The sequence below is a fragment of the Arthrobacter sp. CDRTa11 genome (assembly GCF_026427775.1).
GTDB lineage: Bacteria > Actinomycetota > Actinomycetes > Actinomycetales > Micrococcaceae > Arthrobacter.
The window spans coordinates 1,393,792-1,418,411 of record NZ_CP044532.1 but is presented as its reverse complement, the minus strand read 5'-3'; the positions used below and the strand labels follow the sequence as shown (position 1 = coordinate 1,418,411).

Sequence of the window (24,620 nt, the reverse complement as noted above, 5' to 3'; positions counted from 1 at the left end):
CTCCCTGGTGGTTAGCCACCCAACGCCAGTTGCGACCCCACAAGACTACCAAAGACGGCCACGAAACACGGCGGCCGGCGCGGGTAGGCTGGTACGCGTGACTGAAGAGGACCTGAACCAAGCGTACGTAGTAACCCTGTCCTGCCCCGACCGCCCCGGAATTGTCCACGCAGTGGCCGGCGCGCTGCTGGAGGCGGGCTGCAACATTACCGATTCGCAGCAATACGGCAGCCCCGCAACAGGCAACTTTTTTATGCGCGTGGAAGTCAGGACGTCAGCCTCCCGCGCCGAACTCCAGGCCTCCCTCGAGCCGGTGGCCCAGTCCTTCGGGATGCAGTGGAGCCTGAACTCCGTGGGCCAGAAAGTGCGGACCCTGCTGATGGCGAGCACGTCGGCGCACTGCCTCAACGACATCCTGTTCCAGCAGCGCTCCGGCACCCTGCCTATTGAGATCCCTGCGATCGTTTCCAACCACCAGGACCTGGCGGGGCTGGCCGAGTTCTATGGGGTTCCGTTCCACTACATCCCGGTCACGCCGGACACCAAGGCCCAGGCCGAAGACAAGCTGCGTGCCATCATGGCCGAACACGATGTGCAGCTGACGGTCCTTGCCCGCTACATGCAGATCATTTCCGATGAACTGTGCACGGAACTTACCGGCAAGGCCATCAACATCCACCACTCGTTCCTGCCGTCCTTCAAAGGCGCCAAGCCGTACCACCAGGCCCACGCCCGGGGTGTGAAGCTGATCGGCGCCACCGCGCACTATGTCACAGCAGCCCTGGACGAGGGACCCATCATCGAACAGGAAGTGATCCGGGTGGATCACGCACGCACCCCGGAGCAGTTCGTGCAGATGGGCCGTGACGTGGAGGGCCGCACCCTGGCCCAGGCCGTCCAATGGCATGCCGAGCACAGGGTCTTGCTGGACGGCAACCGCACCGTGGTCTTCAACTGACAGCATGAACAGCGTGGTGGATCCGTGGACGGAGGAACCCGGCAGCGAGCAGCGCCTGGCGGAGTTCTATAACCGCCTCGCGGCCTCCGGCATTGACGATCCAATGGACCCGCGGAGGGCCGAACAGCGCGAACGCTTTATCAGCACCCTCAAGGCCGAAGGCCGCCACGACGTCCTTGACGTCGGTTGCGGCACAGGCATTGACGGCCTGAAGTTTGTCCAGGCAGGCATTCACTACACAGGCGTGGATCTCGCCGAGGGAAACGTCCGGCTGGCCAGGGCGAAGGGCCTGGACGTCTCGGTCGCGAGCGCGCGGCGGCTGCCCTTCCCTAATGGTGTGTTCCCCGCGGTGTGGTGCATGAGCACACTGGTGCATATCCCCGACAGCGACGTTGACGGCGTGCTGCGGGAGCTGGTGCGGGTCTCGGCACCCGGCTCGCCCATCGCCGTCGGCCTCTGGTCCGGAGGTGACGAGGAGCTGTTCAACCCCGCGGACGACGTCGAACCCCGCCGGTTCTTCAGCCGGCGAACAGACGGGACGGTACGCGATGTCTTTGGCCGACACGGCGTGATCGAGGAATTTATCACGTGGCCGGAGGGCGAAGGCCCGGAATCAGGTCCCGGCGCAGGGGCGTGGACCCAGCACTACCAGTTCCTCATCCTCCGCACCCCTTCTTCCCCCACTAGGTAGCGATAACTGTCGTTATGAGCCCTCAAAACGACAGTTAGCGCTACTTAGTTGGGCCAGTGGGTGTCCTAAGGTGGGGGCATGGCTCCTCTTTACGATTTTGCCGGGAACACTCCGGCCGTCCACGACTCCGCCTTTATTGCCCCCACGGCGTCGATCATCGGCAACGCCAGCCTTGCAGCGGACTCCAGCGCCTTTTATGGCGTCTCGGTTCGGGCTGACACCGCAGCAATCAGCGTGGGCGCGGGCAGCAACCTGCAGGACAACGTGGTCCTCCATGCGGACCCCGGGTTCCCCTGCAGCGTCGGCGCCCGGGTCAGCGTGGGCCACGCCGCCGTCGTCCATGGCTGCACGGTGGAGGATGACTGCCTGATCGGCATGGGCGCCACCGTCCTGAACGGGGCGGTCATCGGCGCCGGCTCCCTCGTGGCGGCCGGCGCCGTTGTCCTGGAAGGGACAGTGGTTCCGCCCCGCTCACTCGTGGCCGGAGTCCCCGCCAAGGTGCGGCGGGAACTCAGCGACGAGGAGTTCGAGGGCGTTAAGGGCAACGCGGCCCGCTACGTGGAGCTGGCCCGTGCCCATCGGGAACTGCACGCTCCGTAGAACAGGTCAGTCCAGGCTGATCGGACCGATCGCGTCCAGGAGTTCGCCGGGTCCGGGGTTGCCAAGCGCGGATGAGCCGCCAAGGTGGTTCACCACGCCCCACACGGCATTCAGGCCGGTGGTGACGGCGCCTTCCGCCCAGCCTGCCGTGAAGGACACGTCATCACCGGCGAGGAAGATGCCGCGCTGGCTTTCTGGCAGCCTGTCCTGCTTGAAGTGGCTGAACAGCCTCTGCTGGTAGCGGTAGTGCCCGGGCAGGTTCGCCTTGAACGCCCCCATGAAGTTGGGGTCAGCCTCCCATGAGACAGTGATGGGCTGGCCCACGATGTGGCTCGCAATGTCCACCCGCGGGTAGATCTGCTCCAGCGAATGCAGCATCAGCTCGACGCGTTCGTCCGCGTCCAGCGCCAGCCATTTAAGGGCGTCATCGTTCCAGGTGTAGGAGAGCAGGATTACGGCCGGCTTGTCGGGGCCGTCGTCCAGGAGGTACGTGGCCCTGTTGAGCCGGTCTGTCAGGGTCATGGACAGAACCTCGCGTCCGGTCTCCGGATCGATGTCCTTCCAGAAGGGCCGGTCCACCATCACAAAGGTCTTGGAGGACTGCATGTAGTGCGAGCGCTCGATGGCGGTCCACAGCTCCGCCGGGAACAGGGCTTCCTCGGTGTGGATGCGCGTGGACAGCAGCCAGGACTGGCAGGTGGTCACCACGGCCGGGTACGTGGCTTCGCGGCCCCACCGCTCACGGATCCGAAGGTCACCGCCGGCGTCGCGGCTGATTTTTCCGACGGCGCCGCGGGGCGAGCCTGAATGGAGGGACGCCAGGGATGTTCCGTCCGGCCAGTGCGCCATGCCCGACGGCGTATGGTGCCACAGTGCCTCGGGAAGCCTTTGCGCTCCACCGGTGATGAGCCGGTGCTGGTCGTCAGCGTCCGTATAGACAACCCGGAGGATTTCGAGGATGGAGTTGGGGAAGTCGGTGTCCCAGCCGCCAGTGCCGAAGCCCACCTGGCCGAATGCCTCGCGGTGTGCGAAGCCTGCTTCCTTGAAGGACTCGCTGCCGGCGATGAATCCATAGAAGGTCTGTTCATCCATGAGGGGCAGGAGCTCGTTCCAGATCTCCTTGATCCGGGCAGTGTCCCGTGCGCGGATGGCTTCCTGCATCTCGCTGAACTTCGCGCCGTCGTTCACGGCAGCCTTCCACGCGTCGGCCACTTCGCGGAAAAACGGCGGCAGGTCCTGGGCAGTCTCGGCGTAGTGTTTCCGGCCGGCCAGCTCGATCACCGTGCTGGACGTTACCGGCGCCAACGGGTTGGGGAAGTCCTGGGTGTCCAGGCCCAGCAGGTCCACGTAGTGGTAGAAGGCCTTGCCGGACACGGGGAACCTCATCCCGCCGAGGTCAGCCACTACCCCCGGAGCGGACGGGAAGTTGGCGGTACGCAGCCGGCCGCCGATCTGGTCTGCCTCGTAGACAACGGGGCGCAGGCCCAGTTTCATCAGCTCGTACGCGGTCACCAGGCCGGACAGTCCGGCGCCGACAACTGCCACCTCGGTGCCGTAAAGCTCGGGCGGAACAGCTCCCAGGCCGGCCGGATGCGCCAGGTAGTGGTCGTAGCTGAAGGGAAAGTCCGGGTTCAGCATGGTGATGGGCTCTGCCGGGACACCATATTCGCCGGGGCCGGGCGAAGGGGCTGTAGCCAGTCCTGAAGAAGTACTTGACGGGTCGGAGGCCGGCAGTTCGGTGGCGATGGTCATGAAATCTCTGCCTTCGTCGGTTCGGGGGTGGACAGTGGTGAAGATTCCCGCCCGCTCAGCTCACGGTATTCCTCGTGGCTCAAAGCCGCCACCCTGGAGTTCCGGCGTCCGTAGCCGAAGTAGGCGGCTACGCCCACCAGCATCCAGACCCCGAACACCAGCCAGGTGTCCGCGCCAAGGTTGAGCATGAGGTAGCCGCACATCGCGGCGCCCAGGATGGGGGTCAGCGGGAAAAGCGGAACGCGGAATGTGCGCTCCAGTTCGGGGCGGGTGCGGCGCAGGTAGATAACGGCCACGTTGACCAGGGCGAAGGCGAACAGCGTGCCGATGCTGGTGGCATCAGCGAGGGCACCCAGCGGAACCAGCCCGGCCGTGAGTGCGACGGCGATGCCCACCAGCAGCGTACCGGCCACGGGGGTGCCCGTGCGGCGGGAGACGCGGCCGAAGATTTTGGGAATGAGGCCGTCGCGGGACATGGAGAGCAGGATGCGGGTCTGGCCGTAGAGAACTGTCAGCACAATGCTGGCGATGGCCAGCACGGCGCCCACCGCAAAGACCAGTGCGATCCAGGGCTGCCCGGTGGTTTCCTCGAGGATCTTCACCAGCGCGGCTTCGGTGCCGTCGAACCAGCCCCAGGGGCGGGCGCCGATCGCTGCCACGGCCACCAGGACGTAGATGGTGGTCACGATCACCATGGAGAGCATGATGGCGCGGGGCAGGTCCCTTTTCGGGTTACGGGCTTCTTCGCCCGCGGTGGAGGCGGCATCAAAGCCAATGTAAGAGAAGAAAACGCTGGAAGCTGCGGCGGAAACCCCGGCAGCGCCCATGGGCAGGAGCGGTTCGAAGTTTCCGGCGTTAAAGGCGGTGAAGGCCACGGCACAGAAGAAGACCAGGATGCCAACCTTGATGACCACGATCGCGGTGTTGATCCAGGCGCTTTCCTTGGCGCCCTTCACGAGCAGGAGCATGGCCAGCACCACGATCACCATGGCCGGGATGTTGACCACACCGCCGTCGCCGGGTGGCTGAGAAATAGCATCCGGAAGAATCTGCCCAAAGACCCCGAGGGCCTCGTTGACGTACTGGCCGGCGCCAACGGCAACTGCTGCCACCGAGACCGCGTACTCCAGCACCAGGCACCAGCCACAGATCCAGGCCATCCCCTCCCCCATGGTGGCGTAGCTGTAGGAGTAGCTGGAGCCGGCAACCGGAACCAGGCCGGCCATCTCCGCGTAGGATACGGCGGAAAGCAGCGCGGCCAGTCCGGCGATGGCAAAGGAAATCCAGATGGCGGGCCCGGCCAGCGGCACCGATTCGCCCAGGATGACCAGGATGCCGGTCCCAAGCGTGGCACCCACACTGATCATGGTCAGCTGGAAGACACCGAAGCTGCGCACCAGTTTGGTGCCGTTGTGGCCTTCGTCGGCTTCGGTGACCATCTGGCCGATCGGCTTGCGGCGCAGCAGTTGCGCGCCCAGGCCGGGACGGCCGGCTGTACGTTCCGGCGTCGGCCGGGAGAGTGTGGGCACAGTCATCGTTGACGTCCATTCAGAAGTAGTTGTCGGTTTCCCTCGTCCAGCGTAGGGGTGTGAGCCGCATCTCAGGGATGTGCAAAGTGACCTATAGTTGGCAGGCATGAGACTTAATGCACCACATATGGAGGCCTCTGAACCGATTCGGCCGGGCTCCGCGGTCCGCGCCAATCCCCTGCCGACCGGCCCCGCTGACGGGTTGGATGCCGTTACCCTAGGGCAGTTCCTGGCCGCCCTCCCCGCGGAGCTCACCGTTATTGTCGACGCCGGCAACAGTTCGGCACCGCTGCGGTGGGTGGAGCCCAGTGAACTGGAAGACCCCACGCCCTACCTGCTGGACGGCGAGTTTGTCCTCACAGCGGGACTCCCCTTTCTCGAAAGCGGCGGTGACGGCGTCACCCCGGGAGCCAAGGAAGCAGTGGCAGACGCATACGTCCGGCGGCTGGTGGATGCCGGTGTTGCAGCCCTCGGATTTGGCCTTGAGCCGTATTTCGACGCCGTTCCGGAGCCGCTGGCGGCAGCCTGCCGGAAGTATGGCCTGACCCTAGTTCAAATCCCCGGCTCCCTGCCTTTTGCTGCCCTTGGCCTGGAGTTCTCCCAGCTGCTGGAGTCCGGAAACGCCAGGGTCTTCCGGCAACTCGCGGACACCAACCGGCAGCTGATGCGGGCGGTGCTTTCGGCGCGGCCTGAACACGAACTCCTGTCCGCGCTGGCACAGCGGGTTCCGGTCTGGGCGCTTCTGATCGGCGCCGATGGGCGGGTCCGGGCCCGTGCTGCGGCGGCCGGAACTGCAGCAGGCAAGCAATCTGGCGGGGGCAACAAATCTGTCAGGAGCATGAACTCTGCCGGCGCCAAAGAAGGTTCAGCATCAAAGGACAGTGCCCCTGCAACTCCAACCGGCAGCGCCGGGGGTGCCGGCGTCGAACTTTCCCTCTTGCAGCCGATGCTCAAGCGATTGCTGGCAGGCAAGGGCCCGCGGGTAGAGACGGAATCCTTCGACGTCCCCGGCGCCGCACAGGTTTTCGGTCACCCGCTGCGGAGCACCAGGGACGCCACCCTGGGTGGCCTTGTCCTGGGCACTGACAAGCCGCTGACTGCCGCGCAAAACAGTGTTGTTTCGTCAGTGGTGGGACTTTTGGAACTGCTGGTCCGGCAGCGGACCAGCGGTTCGCTGGCTCCCAGCCAGCTGGCCACGGCCCTGCTGCTTCATCCGGAAAGCCTGGTCTCTGGCAGCACCAGGCAGCTGAACGTGCTGAAGGACCTGCTGGCGCAGAGCGTGTCCGGAACCAGGTCCGGCCAGCTCCGGGTGGTCCAGGGGGTGCGGGCGGACGCGCAGCCGGAGTCGCCCGCCGACGGGCCCGTCAGGGAGCTGCTCCAATGGCGTCGGCTGTTCGACACCAAGATGGTGGAGCTGACCGATTACGGGTTTGCCGCCGTCACCAGGCTCAGGGTGGACGAGTCGCTGCTGCAGGAAGTGGAGCGGCTGGGGTGGCGGCTCGTGGTGGGTGATCCCACGGAGCTGACCGGACTGCCGGCGGCCTACCAGCGCGCCGCGTCCTTGCGTTCCAGGGTCCAGTCCACGGGCAAAAGTGTCCGGGTTGACGAGGTCACCTGGTCTGTCACCGGGCTCCTGGGCCGGGAGGCGGGCAGCATGCTCGCGGCCAGGCTCCTGGAACCGGTCCTCAACCAGGAGCCCGAGCGCCGCAGTTCACAGCTGGTGCTCCTGAAGTCGTGGCTCGGTGAAAACGGAAACTGGGATGCCACCGCCAAGGTCCTGGGGCTGCACCGGAACAGTGTGCGCCGCCAGATCACAGCCCTGGCCGAGGTGCTGGACATGGATCTGGGCCAGGCCCAGGTACGGGCCGAACTCTGGATTGCCCTGCAATACGTCGACGGCGCAGAGGCGGACCGGTCTCCGGCGGAAGGGCTTCAGAGCCCCCAGGACCGGTAGAGGTCCGGGCGGCGTTCCTCGAGGTAGGGCACCACGGCCCGGGCTTGCCTGGCCGAGTCCGGAGCAACCTCTGCGAAGAGCAGCTGGTTCCCTTCGCCGGCAGCTGCCAGCAGGGCACCGTCCGGCCCGGCAATGACGCTGCCGCCCAGGAAGCGGCAGCCGTCCTCCATGCCGGAGTGGTTTGCATAAGCGATGGTCAGCTGGCTTTCCAGCGCGCGGGCCCGGAGCAGCACCTGGGGCACGGCGTCAAAGCCGTGGGCCAGGGCCGTGGGAACCAGGAGGAGCTCGGCGCCGCTTACCGCTGCAGCCCGGACGATTTCCGGGAACTCCACGTCGTAGCAAATCACCATTGAGGTGGGGATTCCATTGAAATCGACGACGGCGGGACGCTCCTCTGCGGGACTGAACGCAGCGCGCTCCTCATCGCCAAAAAGGTGGACCTTGGCGTAGTGAAGAAGCTCGTTGCCCCCGGCATCCAGCAGGGTGGACGTGATGTGCCAGGCACCGCCGGCGGCGACTTCCGGGAGGCTGTAGACCAGTCCGATCCCCCAGCGGCGTGCAATGCCGGCCAGGCCGGCCCGGATAGCCGGGAGCCGGGCGGGGTCCAGCCCGGCCCGGACCTTGAGCGGGGCGTAGCCCACAGGAAACAGTTCAGGCGTAACCAGGACCGCAGCCCCCGCGGCGGCAGCTGACCTCGCCGCTGCTTCCACCGCGGCGCAGTTTGCCTCCACGTCCAGTACTGCAGAGTTTGCCTGCATCAGCGCCAGCAGCACCATTACCACCTCACGACGTCGGGGCGGATACAGGAAGCGTGTCCGCTTGTCCCAGCCTAGCCACGGACGTGGTCCGGCGATCCGGTGCAGATGGACCCGCAACAGCCCGGGGGCGGGCGTTTTGCCCACTTCAAGCGGCTGCCTCCGCACGCTTCAGCAAGCGTCCGCAGGAAGGAGCACCGGCGGGAAGCCGGGCATCACGATCTTCACAGCGGAAACATAGGTTTCGCCAGTTTGCCGCACAGCCTGCGCAGAGAGCCTTGGAGCGAAGCCGGCCCAACCCTCCCTCAGCTTTGGCACTCTTTTCCCCAACCCTCTCGCACCTCAATGAGAGGATGGCTGTCATGAGTGCGCCCATTGCCACACCGTGGCTGTCCAGCCAGCCCGAGCAGGATCCGCGTTCCGCCACCGGAACCCCTTTGCGGTGGGGTGTCATCGCCACCGGCGCCATCGCCCGGGCTGTTTCCCAGGATCTTTCGCTCCTGGCTGATGCTGAGCTGCACGCCGTGAGCTCCCGCGACAAGTCCACCGCAGACAGTTTTGCCGGGACCTACGGTTTCGCCAAGGCGTACGGTGACGACGACGGCGTACCCGGGTACCAGCGTCTCCTCGCCGACGACGCTGTGGACGTGGTCTACGTCGCCACTCCGCACGCCCAGCATCACCAGATGGTGCTGGCCGCGCTCCATGCCGGCAAGCATGTGCTCTGCGAAAAGGCCTTCACCATCAATGCCAGGGAGGCCGGCGAACTGATCGAGGTCGCCAGGAGGCAGAAGCTTTTCCTTATGGAGGCGGTCTGGAGCCGGTTCCTGCCGAGCATGCAGCGCGCCTTCGAGATAGCCGCTTCGGGCGAGCTGGGTGACGTTCACTGGGTCACTGCCGATCTCGGTTTCCCTGCCCCTTACTCCCCCACCGCCAGGCTCTGGTCCCGGCATGACGGCGGCGGGGCGCTGCTGGACATCTCCGTGTACCCGCTGCTCTGGGCCCTGGGGACCTTGGGCTTTCCACAGACCGTCAGTGCCACGGGCTTTATCAACGACGACGGCGTGGACGCCCAAAACGCGTTGACCCTTGGGTACCACCACGGTGCCCAGGTGCAGCTCACGTCCTCACTTTTAGCCCACGGCCCGCGTACGGCCACCGTCGCCGGAAGCCTCGGCTACCTTCAGAGCGTTGGTTCCATCAACAATCCGCGTGAACTGCGGATCGGAATCGGACGCGGAGCGCCCCGGAGCGAGGCTTTCGACGTCGTCGGGCTGGGCTATGCGTATGAGCTCCGCGAGGTGACCCGCTGCATCCAGCAAGGACTGACTGAAAGTCCTGTGATGCCCCTTGATGACTCACTGAATACGATGCGCCTCTTCGACGGAGTGCGCGCCCAGCTCGGCGTCAGTTACCCCAACGATGCATTCGAACCCCGCCGCTAGCTTTGTGAACATGTCCCTACAGACGAGTCACGGCAAATAACAAGGTCTTCAAGTTCTCCATCAACCCGTGACAATGTTGGTCAATTCGGTGGGATTAACTTCATTTTCCCTAGACTTGCGCAACAACCCGGTCTTACGCTGTAGAAATCGTCGGTTTCCACGATACGGGGGGTGTCACGCATGGCTAAAGCTCTATCGCCATGGCGCGTTCTCCGGCCGGTTTTGCTGGCCGGTGCCGCTACCCTCACGTGGCTGACCTTTTCGACTTCCGCCGCTTCGGCCGACTCCTCAACAGAATCAGGTTCCTTGCTCGGCGGCCTGACGTCGTCTGTTTCGTCCATTTCGGCACCCCTCACCGGAACCGTTTCCCCTGCAGCCGTGCCGGCACCTGAGCCAGCCCCGGCTCCTGCCCCCGCCTCCCCCGGTCTTCTGCAGCCTGGCATAGGAAGCGTTGCAGGTGCAGCCGATCAGTTGGTAGCGGCGGTTCCAGTGGTCAGCGCTTTGGTGCCGGCAGGCACTGTTTCAACAGTCTCGGCCCCCGTCGCCGTCGTCGCGGACGAAGCTGCTGCCGGGCTTGTCAACGCTGTCGCTCCGCCGCTCAGTGAAGCAGTGCCTGTCCTGGAACCGGTGCTGCAGCCTGTTGTGGACGTTGTCATTGGCGTGAGCCCCCTGCCCGTCTCACTGCCCGTCCTCGAGGTGCCAGCCATCGGTCCCTTAGCTGGCTCGGACGTCCCCGCCGGTGGGCTTGCAGATGGCGACGTGTCAGCGGCCATAGCGGCGTCTTTGGCAGTCGAGGGTCCGGACGACCTCGTCAATGCCGGAGGGGCTGCCCTGGCACCGTCAGCATTGTCCCTGGCCTTGGCCGGCATGTCTTCCGCATCGACCGCCGCCCCTGGAGTCCAGTCAAGTCAGCCGGATGTCCCCGGCACCGGCGATCCATCGCCCCTCTCTGCCCTCGCGCCTGCAGGACCGTCGTCAGGAGCCGGAAGTGGTTCCTCGGCCGCCGGTTCCTCCGGTTCCGCGGCCTTGGTGGATTCCTTCGGTCTTTACCTTCCGCTCGGTGGCGCGTACCCCATCAGCGGATTCTCTGAGCATGCCCCTTCGCCGGTGTCATTCGACCCCGGCTCTTCTCCTGACTAGTTGCGGCCCTTTCTGCCCCTTTGCGAGCGGAACACGGCCATTTGGGTTGCTCACGAGCGCCCTACAACAACTTCTCAGGAGACAACATCATGCATTGCATTCTTCGCAGAGGGCTGCTTAGCACCCTCTTCGCCGGCGGGCTGTTAGCCCTCGGCGCCACCGCAGCCAGCGCTGCGGACACTACAAGCGGAGCGGATCTCACCGCCTCCGCCCTGGTCTCAGCGGCGACATCCGCTGCTCCGACGTCGTTGGGCCTGCTGGGTGGTCCAACGCCGCCAGAAAGCGCGAATGTCGCCGCTGCAGTAGACGTGGCCGTGAACAGCGGCACCGCCGAAACCGAGGGCAACACCGCCCTCGCTGCAGCAGCAGACGTTACTCTCGGCCTCGGAAACGCCACCACCGGAACCGTCCCCGACACCACCGCCGACGTGGCAGCAGCCGCCGACGTCGCCATCGGCCTCGGGAACGCCACCACCGGAACCGTCCCCGACGGCACTGCAGACTTGGCAGCAGCCGCCGACGTCGCCATCGGCCTCGGGAACGGCACCACCGGAACCGTCACGGACAGCACCGCCGACGTGGCAGCAGCCGCCGACGTCGCCATAGGCCTCGGAAACGCCACCACCGGAACCGTCACGGACAGCACCGCCGACGTGGCAGCAGCCGCCGACGTCGCCATCGGCCTCGGAAACGCCACCACCGGAACCGTCACCGACACCACCGCGGACGTGGCAGCCGCCGCCGACGTCGCCATCGGCCTCGGGAACGTCACTGACGGCACTGCGGACGTGGCAGCCGCCGTTGACCTTGGCCTTGGCCTGGGAACAGTCACCGAGGGCACTGCGGACGTGGCAGCCGCCGTTGACCTTGGCCTTGGCCTGGGAACAGTCACCGACGGCACTGCGGACGTGGCAGCCGCCGTTGACCTTGGCCTCGGCCTCGGACTCGGCGACCTCACCGGCACAGACGGCACAGGCACCACCGCCGACCTGGGCGCCGCCGTCGACCTTGGCCTTGGCCTGGGAACAGTCACCGACGGAACAACCGACCTGGCAGCAGCCGTTGACCTGGGCCTCGGACTCGGACTCGGCGACCTCACCGGCACAGACGGCACAGGCACCACCGCCGACCTGGGCGCCGCCGTCGACCTTGGCCTTGGCCTGGGAACAGTCACCGACGGAACAACCGACCTGGCAGCAGCCGTTGACCTGGGCCTCGGCCTCGGACTCGGCGACCTCGCCGGCACAGACGGCACAGGCACCACCGCCGACTTGGGCGCCGCCGTCGACCTTGGCCTTGGCCTGGGAACAGTCACCGACGGAACAACCGATCTGGCAGCCGCCGTTGACCTGGGCCTCGGCCTGGGACTCGGTGATGTCACCGGCACAGACGGCACAGGCACCACCGCCGACCTGGGCGCCGCCGTCGACGTCGGCCTTGGCCTCGGACTGGACACCGTGGGTCTGCTGGATGATGTCACCACCGATATTGGTGGATCAGTGATCATCGGCGGCGGTACCGACGGTACCGGCACACCGGGAACGGGCACCCCGGGGACCGGAACGCCCGGTACGGGGACCGGCTCAACCGGCGGAACCGATCCCACCGTACCTGGCAGCGGAACCGGACCAGGTAACGGAACCGGAACAGGCAGCGGAACCGTCACCACGGGAGCGGGCACCGGCAACGGGAGCGGCATCACGGTTGTCCCGGCGGGTTCTATTTCAGCCGGAACCGTTGTGGCTGCAGGAGCAACCCCAGCCACCTCTGCCCAGGGTTCCAACACGCTGGCCAAGACGGGCCTCAATGCGGCGCTGGTCCCCCTGGCCCTGCTGCTCCTCGTGGCAGGACTGCTGATGTTCAGGCGGCGCAAGACCTCCTGAACAGGCTCCATTTGAGCCCGTATGGGCAGCAATGAGCTCTAACGCCCTTGCCTTTGGCAGCGCAGGAACTCTTGGAAAGGAGGTGAGGCTTCCGCGTAGACCGATAATAATTCAGCACAAGTCCTTGTGACCGGTGGTCCGACTGCCAGGCCTATCGTGGCCTTGCAGACGGACCGCCGGTGCGCCGGGAATGCGCTGTCCACCCATATGATCAGCACGGCGTTTCACACCCTCGGAGCGCCGGCTCAAGTGCGCCTGCCGGACCGTATAATTTAGTGCAAGATAGTGCCGCAGCGCACCCAGGAGGGGGACGGATCATGGTGGCGGATTCGCCTAGCTCCATCAGGAATGAAGTGGTCGGTGGGCGTTATCGGCTGGGCGAAGTGATCGGCCGCGGCGGCATGTCGTCCGTGTACTGTGCTCGGGATGAGAACCTCGGCCGTGATGTGGCCCTGAAGCTCTTCGCACCCCAGGCTCCGGACACGGAAGAGCTCAAGCGCCAGGAAGCGGAAATCCAGCTGCTGGCAACGCTCAATCATCCCAGCCTCGTGACACTTTTCGACGCCGGTATTGACAGCCGTATCCCCGATGAGCCCCGCCCCTTCCTCACCATGGAGCTGGTTGAGGGCCAGGACCTCAGGAGCCGAATCAGGCACAGCACCGTGCCTTTGGACGAACTGGCAGTCATCGGCGCCGGGATAGCTGACGCCCTGGCGTATGTTCACGGCCTTGGCATCATCCACCGCGACATCAAACCCGCCAACATCCTGCTGGTGCAGATCAGGCCAGGGGAACCCTTGCGTCCGAAACTGACGGATTTCGGGATCGCCAGGATAGAGGACGGGACCCGCCTCACTGCAACCGGCACCATGGTGGGAACGGCGGCCTACCTCAGCCCGGAGCAGGCCATGGGCGCCCCGCTCTCGCCTGCCAGCGACATCTATTCCTTCGGCCTGGTACTCCTGGAATGCATCAAAGGCGTTGTGGAGTATCCCGGAAATGCAGTGGAATCGGCAGTGGCCAGGCTCCACCGCGCACCGGAAATCCCCGAGGACCTCCCGCGCGAATGGGCTGACCTCCTCCGGTCCATGACAGCCATCGAGCCGATGGAACGGCCCGGGGCCGCCGACATTGAGAGGGTTCTGAGGCAGGCGCTGGTGTCGCCGGCCTCCACACCCGGCGAACTGGAGCCGGAAGCCACCCTGGTCCTGCCGGCCATGCCGTTCAGGCCGCCGTCCATCACGCCAACTCATAGTTACCCCACCGTCTCCGCGGAGTCCACGGGTGAATCTTTCGCCGAGCCGGAAGCAGCCGGCCAGACCGGGCCAGCAGCACCGGCCGGGCAAGCCTCGGGCCGCCGGTCAGCAGGCAAGGAGCCGCTGTGGTCCGGGCTGCGGCTCAGCGGTAAACGCCTGTGGGTTGCGGCCGTCCTGCTGGTGCTGGCTGCCGTGGCAGCGGTGGCCGCGGTCACGGCCAGCCTGCTGCCCTCACAGTCCACGCCCGACGTCGTCCCCTACCCAACAGTCAGCGGCACCTTGGGAGACCATCTGAAGGAACTGCAGAAGAGTGTGGAACCGTGATCTTTTCTGAAAACGGCCACTGGCGTCGGGGACACCGGCTCGCGGCTCCCGTTGCTGCTGCCCTCCTGCTCACCGCAGCCCTGGCCGGATGTGGTCCCGCAGATCCGGGTATCGAGCTCGAGGCTGCCCGGACTCTCCAGGAGAAAGTGCTGGGTGTGACCCAGGCTGCCGCGGCCAGTGACCATGCCGCTGCCCTGAAGACGCTGGATACGTTGGAGTCTGATCTGGCGGCTGCGGTGACAGGCGGGCAGGTCTCAGAAGAACGCAGGCGGACCATCATGACTGCCCTTAGCGCTGTCCGTGCCGATCTGGCCTCGGCGGCAGCTGAGGCTGAAGCCGCCGCCCAGGCGGCCGCAGCCAAAGCGGCTGAGGAGGCGGCAGCCGCAGAACGGGCTAAGGCTGAAGCGGACGCCGCTGCGAAAGCTGCCCAGGAAGCCGCATCCCCGCCGCCCGCCCCGGCAGACAACGCCAAAGGCAACGAGGACAAAGGCGAAGAAAAAGGCAAGGGCAAAGACGACTGACACGAAGGTGGGAGCTGCTGTGGCCCACGACGGCGGCGCTTCCGCCAGCGCACGCTATTGAGCCTTACGGGCGCTGCTGATTTAACTCAGCCGTGCCTCGAGCCTCGACCTCGTCACCGCGCAGTCTTCCCCCAGCATGCAAAAGGCGGCGCCCCGTTCACAGAACGGGACGCCGCCAAACGCTGCCGGCTCAGCTGTTTGGCTGGCCGGGGATGCTTAGCTCAGGGTTTCAATAACCTTGTTCAGCGTGGCGGAGGGGCGCATGACAGACAAAGCCTTGGCTTCGTCCGGGTGGTAATAGCCTCCGATGTCCACCGGGGAACCCTGGACAGCCGCAAGCTCGCCGACGATGGTTTCCTCGTTTGACGTCAGCGCCTCTGCGACGGCGGAGAACGACGCTGCCAGTTCGGCGTCCTCCGTCTGCTTGGCCAGTTCCTCGGCCCAGTAGCGGGCCAGGTAGTAATGGCTTCCCCGGTTGTCGAGCTCACCGGCGCGGCGGCTCGGGGACTTGTTTTCCAGCAGGAACGTGCCGGTGGCCCGGTCCAGCGTGTCGGCCAGGACCTGGGCCCGGGCGTTGCCGGTGGTGGTGGCCAGGTGCTCGAAGCTCACCGCGAGGGCGAGGAATTCGCCCAGGCTGTCCCAGCGCAGGTGGTTTTCCTTAAGCAGCTGCTGGACGTGCTTCGGCGCCGATCCGCCGGCACCGGTCTCGAAGAGGCCGCCACCGTTCATCAGCGGAACCACCGAGAGCATCTTGGCGCTGGTGCCCAGCTCCAGGATGGGGAACAGGTCTGTGAGGTAGTCGCGCAGGACGTTGCCGGAGACGGAGATGGTGTCCTCGCCCTTGCGGAGCCGCTCCAGGGTGAAGGCAATTGCCTTCTCCGGAGACATGATCTCCAGCTGCAGGCCCTCGGTGTCGTGATCCTTGAGGTATTCCTTGACCTTGGCAATGAGGTTGGCGTCGTGTGCGCGTTCCTCGTCCAGCCAGAACACGGCAGGCGTCTGGGAGGCACGGGCCCGGGTGACGGCCAGCTTGACCCAGTCACGGATGGGCAGGTCCTTGGTCTGGCAGGCGCGCCAGATGTCGCCGGGGGCAACTTCGTGTTCGATCAGGACGGTACCGGAGCCGTCAACGATCTGAACGGTCCCTGCTTCCTGGATCTCGAAGGTCTTGTCATGGCTGCCATATTCTTCTGCTGCCTGTGCCATGAGGCCGACGTTCGGCACGGTGCCCATGGTGGTGGGATCGTAAGCACCGTTGGCGCGGCAGTCGTCGAGGACCACCTGGTAGATGCCGGCGTAAGAGCTGTCCGGCAGTACTGCCAGGGTGTCGGCTTCCTTGCCGTCAGGTCCCCACATGTGTCCGGAGCTGCGGATCATGGCGGGCATGGAGGCATCCACAATGATGTCGCTGGGGACATTAAGGCTGGTGATTCCCTTGTCCGAATCCACCATGGCCAGCGCCGGGCCATCTTCGAGGCCCTTCTTGATCAGGGCCTGAACGCCTTCCCGGACATCTTCGGGCAGGTCTTCAAGGCCGCTGAGAATGGCTGCGAGTCCGTTGTTCGGGCTGACGCCTGCGGCAGCGAGCTGCTTGCCGTAGGTGTCGAACAGCTCGGAGAAGTAGGCCTTCACCACGTGGCCGAAGATGATGGGGTCCGAAACCTTCATCATGGTCGCCTTCAGGTGCGCCGAGAACAGCACGCCTTCCTCCTTGGCCCGGGCAACCTGGGCGGCCAGGAACTCGTCCAGGGCGGCGGCGCGCATAACGGTGCCGTCGATGACCTCGCCGGCCAGCACGGGGAAGGCCTTCTTCAGGACCTTGACAGAGCCGTCTTCGCGGACCAGCTGGATGGCGATGGTGTCTTCGGACCCGATGACCACGGACTTCTCGTTGGAGCGGAAGTCGTCTTTGCCCATGGTGGCCACGTTGGTCTTGGAATCCGGGGACCAGGCGCCCATGGAGTGCGGGTTCTGGCGGGCATAGTTCTTGACGGACAGGGGGGCGCGGCGGTCAGAGTTTCCTTCACGCAGGACCGGATTCACAGCGGAACCCTTGATCTTGTCGTAGCGGGAGCGGACGGCGGTTTCCTCGTCCGAGGAGGGGTTGTCCGGGTAATCCGGCAGCGCGTAGCCCTGGCCCTGCAGCTCTGCAATGGCGGCCTTCAGCTGGGGAATGGAAGCACTGATGTTGGGCAGCTTGATGATGTTGGCTTCAGGCGTCTTTGCCAGCTCGCCCAGTTCAGCAAGGGCGTCGCTGATCTGCTGCTCCGGGGTGAGGTAGTCTCCGAACACGGCGATGATGCGTCCGGCGAGCGAGATGTCGCGGGTCTCCACCTCCACACCTGCTGTCGAAGCAAACGCCTCGATGATGGGCAGGAACGAATAGGTAGCCAGCATCGGCGCTTCGTCGGTGTGGGTATAGATAATCTTGGACATGCGCGGGCGTCTCCCTGGAGGTCGGCTTAGATAGGAATCCGGTCTTATTTCACCACGTCCAAACTTACCCGAGGACGCGCGGGTGGCGCCCACCACTGTGGCCAAAAGCACTTGCATTACCGTGCGATACCTGGCCGGTGGGGCCCGGCGGTGCCATTTATGAGCTAAAAGGCGATGCGGCGCAACAGGTCCCGCAGCTGGTCGCGTTCAGCGGAGCTCAGGTCCCCCATGGCCTGGTCTTCTGCCTGCTGGGTGGCCGCGGCCGCCTGGTCCAGGACACGCCGCCCCTTGGCCGTGCCCTTGATGACTTTCGAGCGCCGGTCCCGGGGATCCGTCTCGCGCTTGACCAGCCCCCGCTGTTCCAGTCCGTCCACCAGCGCCACGATCTGGCTTGGATCCAGCAGCAGGAATTCGGCGAGTTCCCGCTGTGACGGTGCTGCTCCACTGCACGCCAGCGACAACACGGCGTATGAGCGGATCTTCAGCTCCAGCGGCGCGAGGAGGGCATTCGCTTTCGCGCTTCCACGCGCACGTGCCCGCGCAGTCAGGAACTCAATCTCGCTGACGAGCGGGCTATTCAACAGCCGTTCCACGCCTTCGGCCGGCAGAAGATCCATGATTCGAGGCTGGGTCATTTATCAATCCTAGAGTTGACGTCCCTCAATCATGCCGCACATAAAGAAGAAAAAAAACTATTGACATTTTCAATTATAAGAGTTGACATAGATACATCCGGGTGTGTGCTGAGTCACACGCCCCGCGTCAGGCGCAAGAGCGCCGCCGCGCCAGTGATGGAACTCAAGGAAGAGTTGAACAAGATGAAAAGGCACCTCGCTAAGATCCTCGCAGCCAGCACCCTCACCGCCATTGCCCTCACTGGCTGTGGTTCCGGTTCGGTCACAGGCCAGGACGGCACGTCCCCGGGAGCAACGACAGGTGGCGACGTCAAAAACATCACTGTCGGCGTGCTCTCGATCGCACCATCCGTTGCTGTGCAGTACGGCATCGATGAAGGGATCTTCGAAGACCACGGCCTGAAAATTGAGCTCCAGACCGGGCAAGGTGGAGCGGCCATGCTTCCAGCGGTATCCACCGGAACGATGAACTTTTCTGTGGGCAATCCACTCTCCGTGATGCTCGCCGTCGACAAGGGGCTGGACATGAAGATCGTCACCGGCTTCAGCAACTCCAAGGCGGAGGGTGAGGACATCAATGGGGTCGTTGCCGCTAAGGCGTCCGGAATCAGTTCTTTCGGCGATCTGCAGGATAAGACCGTTGCCGTGAACACGCTGAAAACCCAGGGTGACCTGACCATCATGGAGAGCGCTGCAAAAGCAGGTGCGGATCCGGCCAAAATCAAGTTTGTTGAGATGCCGTTCCCGGACATGCAGGCCCAGCTTGACCGAGGGTCAGTGGACGCCATCTGGCTGCCGGAGCCGTTCCTGACCAGGGCACTCGCGGACAGCAAGAATGTGCTGGTTGGAAGCCCGAACCAGGAAGCAATTCCGGGGCTGCCCACCATGGTGAGCTTCACCAGCGGAAACTTCGCCCAGCAGAACCCGGACACGGTAAAGGCCTTCAAAGATGCCATGAAGGAGACGCTGGAGAAGGCAGAGCAGAATCCGGACAATGTCCGTGCCCTCCTGCCGAAGTTCATGAACATGGACGCAGCCGTCGCCAAGAATCTGAAGATGGAATCGTACGACGGCGAAGTTCCCACCGAGGTACTCTCCAAGCTTGGATCCCTCATGGTGAAGTACAACTACGTGACTAAAGAGCCCGACGTCGACGCCATGATCGCCAAGTAAGCGAAATCAGGCAAAATGAACGGCAAGAGCGGCGTGGCCGCTGCGGGCCGGGGATCGCTGTTCTCCCGGCCCAAGTGGCCAGTCCAGCAATTCCTGGGTCTGGCGGGAATCATCGGATTTCTGCTGACCTGGGAGCTGATACCGCGGTTGGGGATCGTTGAACCGCGCTTCCTCCCGCCCGCAAGCGAGGTTATTGCAGCACTCTTGCGGGCCCTCGGGCTGACGGCCTTCTGGGTGAGCGTGGGTGAAACCATGCTTGCCTGGTTCCTCGGCCTGCTGATTGCAGTGATTGCCGCCGTCGTACTTGGCTTTCTCATCGGCTCATCCGCCTTCCTGAGGAAAGCCACGAACTCCACGGTGGAGTTCCTGCGGCCCATCCCATCGGTGGCGCTGATCCCGCTGGCAGTACTGATGTTTGGCGTAAAAATCGAATCTTCATTGATGCTGATCGTTTATGCGGCCTTCTGGCAGGTCTTTATCCAGGTCCTTTACGGGGTGGCAGACATCGACATGGTTGCCAACAACACTGCCAAATCTTACGGGCTGGGACGCTGGGCGCGGATCCGGTACGTGGTGTTCCCCACGGCTTTGCCGTACCTGATGACAGGGGTCAGGCTGGCCGCCGCCGTCGCGCTTATTTTGGCGATCACGGCGGAACTGATCATCGGCTCCCCTGGACTTGGCCGTGAAATCGCCTTGGCTCAATCGGGCGGCGCCATCTCCGGCATGTACGCGTTGGTATTGGCAACGGGCCTGATCGGAGTATTGATCAACCTGCTGATGCGGTTCATTGAAAAGAAGACCCTTTCCTGGCACTCGTCAGTCCGTTCTGAGGTGATCGTATGAGCTGGTTGAAGGCGTTTGGCTACATAGTGGGGCTGCCGCTCCTGCTGATCTTCCTCTGGTGGGCGTTGACACTGGGGAGGCCCAACTTTTTCTTTCCCAGGCCCGGGATCCTGGCTGATACGTTTGTGGAGGTCTGGTTTGGCGAACGGATCCTCTCTGATGTCCTCCCCAGCCTCGGCAGGTTGATCACCGGGGTAACTGCGGCAATCCTGATCGGCGTCGCCGCCGGGCTGGTGATCGGATCCGTCAGATGGCTCCGGTCCTTACTGGAGCCGACACTGGAATTCTTCCGCGCTATCCCGCCGCCCGTGCTGGTGCCCGTACTCATGTTGCTGATGGGAATCACGGATTCGATGAAAGTGGTGGTCATCATCTCCGGCTGCATCTGGCCGGTGCTGCTGAACACCATCGAAGGCGTCCGTGCCGTTGATTCGGTGCTTTCCGATTCCAGCCACACGTACGGCATTACGGGCTGGGCCCGCGTGCGGTACCTGGTTCTCCCCTCGGCCAGCCCCCAGATCATGGCCGGGGTCCGTCAGTGCCTGTCTATTGGCCTGATCCTGATGGTCATCTCGGAGATGTTCGCCTCGTCTTCCGGACTGGGCTTCACCATTGTGCAGTTCCAGCGCTCCTTCGCCATCCCCGAGATGTGGTCCGGCATCATCGTCCTCGGCCTGATCGGCGTGGCACTGTCATTCATCTTCCAGTGGAGCGAGCGCCGCGTATTGCGCTGGTACCACGGTCAGAAAGAGGTAGAAAATGCTGGATAACGAAACACCGGGCAAATCCGGCCAAGAGGACCAGCCCATGCTGTCGGTCCGAGGTCTGAAGAAGGTCTACAAGACCGACGGCGGCGACGTCGAGGCGGTTCGGAACCTCACCTTCGACCTGCGTCCGGGCGAGCTGGCCTGCCTGGTGGGCCCCTCAGGCTCCGGCAAGACCACCCTGCTCAAATGCATTTCAGGGCTGATGGCCCCCACTGAGGGTGAAGTCCTCCTGAACGGCACGCGGGTCAGTGGCCCGCCGAAGAAGATGGCGGTGGTCTTCCAGGAATACGGCCGCTCCCTCTTCCCGTGGATGCGGGTGCGGCAGAATGTGGAGTTGCCACTAAAAAACCAGCGTGTTCCCAAGGCCGAGCGCGACCGCATTGTTGACGAGGCCCTGGAAGCAGTGGGGCTGGCCCACGTCCCCCAGTCCTATCCATGGCAACTCTCCGGCGGCATGCAGCAGCGTGTGGCGATTGCCCGCGCCGTCGCCTACCAGCCCGAAGTACTCCTCATGGACGAACCGTTCGCGGCGGTGGACGCCCAGACCCGCGCTGACCTCGAAGACCTCATCCGCAGCGTCTGGAAGAAACTCGGCGTCACTATCCTGTTCGTCACCCACGATATCGACGAATCCGTCTATCTCGGCGAACGCGTCATTATCCTTTCCAGCTCTCCCACCGTGATCCAGGAGGACATCGTCATCAACCTTCCTCAGGAGCGGGACCAGCTCAACACCCGGGCACTGCCACGGTTCACAGAATTGCGCCATCACGTCTACGAACAGATCCAGCTTGCCAAGAAGGGACACCGCCCCGCCGCGGCAAGCGTCTCCTGATGCTGCGGTCAGCGGACCAGCGGATTCAGCGAACCAGGGCAGGAAACATCACTTAACAGAGACCCGCCACGAGTGCAACAAAGGAGGAAAATTCATTTACAAAAGTGTCATATCCGGATAAATTCATGGTGCACGTGGCGGGCGTCACCGGAGCCCTCCCCCACCGTTTGGACAGGACACAAATGACACGCACCAGGTCTCTGGCTACCAGCCTTTTGAGCCTCTCTGCAGCCGCCCTGCTGGCACTTGGTGCCGCCGGTGGAGCCACGGCCGCGCCTGCTGCCTCGGACGACAAGCAGGCCCCTTCGGTGACAAGCGCAACGGTGGACAGCACGGGAGTGGCCGAGTACTGGACAAGCGAGCGCATGCAAAACGCAATCCCCGGTGACGTCCTGGCCGCGAAAGCACTCGAACGCGGCAATTCGTCAAGCGCAGCGTCCGTGGAGAAAGGCACTAATTCGCAGGTGAGGGCGGCCAAAGGCAGAACCACCATTGCCGTCAGCGAGTCCCCGGTGGACCACATCGGCAAGGTGTTCTTTACCCTCGGCGGAGCCAACTATGTTTGCTCCGGCAACGCAGTCGTTTCCACGAACAGGAGCACCGTAGCCACCGCAGGACACTGCCTCAACGAGGGCCCTGGCGCCTTCGCCACCAATTTCATGTTTGCACCCAAATACGAAAACGGCGTGGCGCCCTACGGGAAATGGACCGCGCGTAACGTTTACGCACCAACCCAGTGGAGCTCGAACGGCGACATCCAGTACGACACCGGTTTTGCAGTGATGAACCAGCTCAACGGGCAGTACCTGGCAGACGTTGTCCAGGAATCGGGAGTCGAGTTCAACGCCGCACGGGGCCTCACCTATAAGTCCTACGGCTACCCGGCCGCAAAGCCGTTCAATGGCGAGAGCCTCAAGAGCTGCACGGGCGCGGCCTTCGACGACACCGTCAACCCGTTCAACACGCAGGGCATTTCCTGCGACATGACCGGCGGCTCCTCCGGCGGCCCCTGGTTCATCGGCTCAGACGCCACCGGCCTTCAGAACTCGATCAACAGCTACGGCTACAGCCGCTCCCCCGTTATGTACGGCCCCTACTGGGGCTCCGTTATCCAGCAGACCTACGCAAGTGCAGAAACAGCCTAGGGATTCCTCACCCGGCGGGGAATCAGTCAGCCACAGCCAAGCGGCCAGGACGCAAGGGGAGATCCTCGAGTACTGGACGCAGCAGAAGATGGCTAGTGCCAGGCCCCGGGAGCTCCGGCTTCCGGAGAAGGGTCCGCGCCTCAAGCAGCGGGGCGCGGACGCTCAAACACCTGGTTCCTAGGCAGCCCTTAAAGCCCGACGGCGTCTCTCCCCTCAGGGGGACAGACGCCGTCGACGTTTAACCCGGCGCGCTTGGGAGCCGGTGGCGACTAGTGGAAGAAGTGGCGGGCACCGGTGAAGTACATGCTGACGCCTGCCGCATTCGCCGCCGCAATTACTTCCTCGTCCCGGACCGAACCGCCCGGCTGCACCACGGCGCGCACGCCGGCGTCGATCAGGATCTGGAGTCCGTCAGCGAACGGGAAGAAGGCGTCGGAGGCCGCAACCGCGCCGCGGGCGCGCTCGGCTGCACCGTCCGACTGGGTGTTGGAGGCTCCGCCTGCTCCCTCAACATCCGAACTTACGTTCACGCCCAAAGTGTTCGCCCGTTCCACGGCCAGCCTGCAGGAATCCAGGCGGTTAACCTGGCCCATGCCGATGCCGACGGCTGCGCCTTCGGAGGCCAGCAGGATCGCGTTTGACTTGGCGGCGCGGCAGGCGGTCCAGGCGAAAGCCAGATCGGCGAGGGTCCTCTCGTCGGCAGCTGCACCGGCGGCCAGCGTCCAGTTAGCCGGGTTGTCGCCGTCGGCGTCCACCTTGTCTGACATCTGGACCAGGACGCCGCCGGAGACCTGGCGGATTTCGGCCGGATAGCGGCCGTAGCCCTCAGGCAGGGCAAGCAGGCGGATGTTCTTCTTCTTGGACAGGATCTCCACGGCTTCCGGCTCGAAGCCGGGGGCGATGACAACCTCAGTGAAAATGTTGGCCACGGTGCGTGCCATGCCGGCAGTGACCATGCGGTTGGCGGCGATGACGCCGCCGAAAGCCGAGACGGGATCGCAGGCATGGGCCTTGGCGTGCGCGTCCGCGATCGGATCTTCAGCATCGGCAGCACCGACAGCCACACCGCAGGGGTTGGCGTGCTTGATCACGGCGACGGCCGGCTCGACGAAGTCGTAGGCGGCACGGAGGGCGGCGTCTGCGTCAACAAAGTTGTTGTAGCTCATGGCTTTGCCGTGCAGCTGGTCCGCCTGCGCGATGCCGGCAGGAGCGGCCTTGTCCACGTAGAGGGCCGCCTGCTGGTGCGGGTTTTCGCCGTACCGGAGGACCTCGGAGCGTTCCAGTGCCAGGCCGGCGTAGGCCGGCCAGTCGATGACGCCGTCGCCGTCTTCATCCAGGAACTGGCTGGCAGTCCAGGTGGCCACGGCGTTGTCGTAGGTGGCGGTGTGGGCGAACGCCTTGGCGGCCAGCCGGCGTCGGGTCTTCAGGTCAAAGCCGCCTTCAGCGGCAGCGTTGACGACCTCGCCGTAGAAGCCCGGATCAACAACGATGCTGACGGCGGCGTGGTTCTTTGCAGCCGAACGGACCATGGCGGGGCCGCCGATATCGATCTGCTCGACGACGTCGTCCGGGGCGGCGCCGGACTTGACGGTCTCGACGAACGGGTAGAGGTTCACCACCACCAGGTCAAAGGTTTCGATCTCCATGCCGGCGAGGGTTTCCATGTGTGCCGGGACGCGGCGGTCGGCGAGGATACCGCCGTGCACGCGCGGATGCAGCGTCTTGACGCGGCCGTCTAGCATTTCCGGGGAGCCCGTGACTTCCTCGACTTCCTGGACCGGGATGCCGGCCTCGGCGATCTTCTTGGCCGTGGAGCCGGTGGATACGATCTTCACGCCCGCTGCATGCAGGCCCTTGGCGAGCTCCTCCAGACCGGTCTTGTCGTAAACCGAGATCAGGGCCCGGCGGATGGGAACACGGTCAAGCTGCGTGAAGCTCACAAAAGTCTCCGTCTTATCTCGCGGAACAACGCCGC

General features: G+C 64.5%; 20 protein-coding genes. 14 read left to right on the top strand and 6 right to left on the bottom strand.

Going from position 1 to position 24,620, the window contains the following annotated elements; genetic code table 11:
- Positions 1-97: 97 nt before the first annotated feature.
- From purU to F8G81_RS06490, 3 genes are all read left to right on the top strand, one after another.
- Positions 98-958 carry a formyltetrahydrofolate deformylase gene (purU, locus tag F8G81_RS06500; RefSeq protein WP_267278193.1) on the top strand — a complete coding sequence of 287 codons (861 nt, stop codon included), beginning with the start codon at positions 98-100 and terminating at the stop codon, positions 956-958.
- A gap of 4 nt (positions 959-962) precedes the next feature.
- The gene (locus F8G81_RS06495; RefSeq protein ID WP_267278192.1) at positions 963-1,649 is read left to right on the top strand and encodes a class I SAM-dependent methyltransferase; all 687 of its coding nucleotides are present in this window, start codon (positions 963-965) and stop codon (positions 1,647-1,649) included.
- Between the two features lie 78 nt (positions 1,650-1,727).
- Positions 1,728-2,249 (top strand): gamma carbonic anhydrase family protein, encoded by a 522-nt coding sequence (locus tag F8G81_RS06490; RefSeq protein ID WP_267278191.1) that lies wholly within the window; start codon positions 1,728-1,730, stop codon positions 2,247-2,249.
- A 6-nt stretch (positions 2,250-2,255) separates the two neighbouring features.
- On the opposite strand, the gene F8G81_RS06485 is transcribed toward F8G81_RS06490, so the two are convergent.
- Together F8G81_RS06485 and F8G81_RS06480 are read right to left on the bottom strand one after the other, a co-directional pair.
- The gene (locus tag F8G81_RS06485) at positions 2,256-4,001 is read right to left on the bottom strand and encodes a flavin monoamine oxidase family protein (protein ID WP_267278190.1); all 1,746 of its coding nucleotides are present in this window, start codon (positions 3,999-4,001) and stop codon (positions 2,256-2,258) included.
- Positions 3,998-5,536 carry an amino acid permease gene (locus F8G81_RS06480; protein ID WP_267278189.1) on the bottom strand — a complete coding sequence of 513 codons (1,539 nt, stop codon included), beginning with the start codon at positions 5,534-5,536 and terminating at the stop codon, positions 3,998-4,000. The genes F8G81_RS06485 and F8G81_RS06480 overlap by 4 nt, the downstream gene beginning before the upstream one ends.
- 100 nt (positions 5,537-5,636) lie before the next feature.
- On the opposite strand from F8G81_RS06480, the gene F8G81_RS06475 reads away from it, so the two are divergent.
- The gene (locus F8G81_RS06475; RefSeq protein WP_267278188.1) at positions 5,637-7,484 is read left to right on the top strand and encodes a PucR family transcriptional regulator; all 1,848 of its coding nucleotides are present in this window, start codon (positions 5,637-5,639) and stop codon (positions 7,482-7,484) included.
- Here F8G81_RS06475 and F8G81_RS06470 read toward each other — a convergent pair.
- Positions 7,463-8,260 carry a nitrilase-related carbon-nitrogen hydrolase gene (locus F8G81_RS06470; protein WP_267279135.1) on the bottom strand — a complete coding sequence of 266 codons (798 nt, stop codon included), beginning with the start codon at positions 8,258-8,260 and terminating at the stop codon, positions 7,463-7,465. The genes F8G81_RS06475 and F8G81_RS06470 overlap by 22 nt on opposite strands.
- Positions 8,261-8,601: 341 nt before the next feature.
- Here F8G81_RS06470 and F8G81_RS06465 point away from each other — a divergent pair, with 341 nt between their 5' ends.
- The 5 genes from F8G81_RS06465 to F8G81_RS06445 all read left to right on the top strand — a co-directional run bounded on the left by F8G81_RS06465 (position 8,602) and on the right by F8G81_RS06445 (position 14,808).
- The gene (locus F8G81_RS06465; protein ID WP_267278187.1) at positions 8,602-9,684 is read left to right on the top strand and encodes a Gfo/Idh/MocA family protein; all 1,083 of its coding nucleotides are present in this window, start codon (positions 8,602-8,604) and stop codon (positions 9,682-9,684) included.
- 180 nt (positions 9,685-9,864) lie between these two features.
- Positions 9,865-10,824: a hypothetical protein gene (locus tag F8G81_RS06460; RefSeq protein ID WP_267278186.1), complete on the top strand. Its 960-nt coding sequence runs from the start codon at positions 9,865-9,867 to the stop codon at positions 10,822-10,824.
- 89 nt (positions 10,825-10,913) lie between these two features.
- Positions 10,914-12,707, top strand: coding sequence for a hypothetical protein (locus F8G81_RS06455; protein WP_267278185.1), 1,794 nt, complete (start codon positions 10,914-10,916; stop codon positions 12,705-12,707).
- Positions 12,708-13,024: 317 nt separating this feature from the next.
- Entirely contained in the window at positions 13,025-14,287 is a 1,263-nt protein-coding gene (locus F8G81_RS06450; protein ID WP_267278184.1) for a serine/threonine-protein kinase, read from the top strand.
- A complete protein-coding gene (locus tag F8G81_RS06445; protein ID WP_267278183.1) occupies positions 14,284-14,808 on the top strand; it encodes a mucin-associated surface protein in 525 nt (174 codons plus the stop codon). The genes F8G81_RS06450 and F8G81_RS06445 overlap by 4 nt, the downstream gene beginning before the upstream one ends.
- 216 nt (positions 14,809-15,024) lie before the next feature.
- Here the strand turns inward: F8G81_RS06445 and F8G81_RS06440 are convergent, their stop codons facing one another.
- Both F8G81_RS06440 and F8G81_RS06435 read right to left on the bottom strand, forming a co-directional pair.
- Entirely contained in the window at positions 15,025-17,244 is a 2,220-nt protein-coding gene (locus F8G81_RS06440; protein WP_267278182.1) for an NADP-dependent isocitrate dehydrogenase, read from the bottom strand.
- Positions 17,245-17,408: 164 nt separating this feature from the next.
- Positions 17,409-17,879, bottom strand: a complete 471-nt coding sequence (locus F8G81_RS06435; RefSeq protein WP_267278181.1) for a MarR family winged helix-turn-helix transcriptional regulator — start codon at positions 17,877-17,879, stop codon at positions 17,409-17,411.
- Positions 17,880-18,062: 183 nt separating this feature from the next.
- On the opposite strand from F8G81_RS06435, the gene F8G81_RS06430 reads away from it, so the two are divergent.
- The 5 genes from F8G81_RS06430 (at position 18,063) to F8G81_RS06410 (ending at position 22,645) form a co-directional block, all read left to right on the top strand.
- On the top strand, positions 18,063-19,052 hold the full coding sequence (locus tag F8G81_RS06430) for an ABC transporter substrate-binding protein (RefSeq protein ID WP_267278180.1): 990 nt from the start codon (positions 18,063-18,065) through the stop codon (positions 19,050-19,052).
- A gap of 15 nt (positions 19,053-19,067) precedes the next feature.
- Complete coding sequence (locus F8G81_RS06425; RefSeq protein WP_267278179.1) at positions 19,068-19,898, top strand: ABC transporter permease; 831 nt, start codon at positions 19,068-19,070, stop codon at positions 19,896-19,898.
- Entirely contained in the window at positions 19,895-20,668 is a 774-nt protein-coding gene (locus tag F8G81_RS06420; RefSeq protein ID WP_267278178.1) for an ABC transporter permease, read from the top strand. Before F8G81_RS06425 ends, F8G81_RS06420 begins: the two co-directional genes overlap by 4 nt.
- Positions 20,658-21,500 (top strand): ABC transporter ATP-binding protein, encoded by an 843-nt coding sequence (locus F8G81_RS06415; RefSeq protein ID WP_267278177.1) that lies wholly within the window; start codon positions 20,658-20,660, stop codon positions 21,498-21,500. The genes F8G81_RS06420 and F8G81_RS06415 overlap by 11 nt, the downstream gene beginning before the upstream one ends.
- 182 nt (positions 21,501-21,682) lie before the next feature.
- Positions 21,683-22,645 carry a trypsin-like serine peptidase gene (locus tag F8G81_RS06410; protein WP_267278176.1) on the top strand — a complete coding sequence of 321 codons (963 nt, stop codon included), beginning with the start codon at positions 21,683-21,685 and terminating at the stop codon, positions 22,643-22,645.
- A 269-nt stretch (positions 22,646-22,914) separates the two neighbouring features.
- On the opposite strand, the gene purH is transcribed toward F8G81_RS06410, so the two are convergent.
- Positions 22,915-24,585: a bifunctional phosphoribosylaminoimidazolecarboxamide formyltransferase/IMP cyclohydrolase gene (gene purH / locus F8G81_RS06405; protein WP_267278175.1), complete on the bottom strand. Its 1,671-nt coding sequence runs from the start codon at positions 24,583-24,585 to the stop codon at positions 22,915-22,917.
- Positions 24,586-24,620 lie beyond the last annotated feature (35 nt).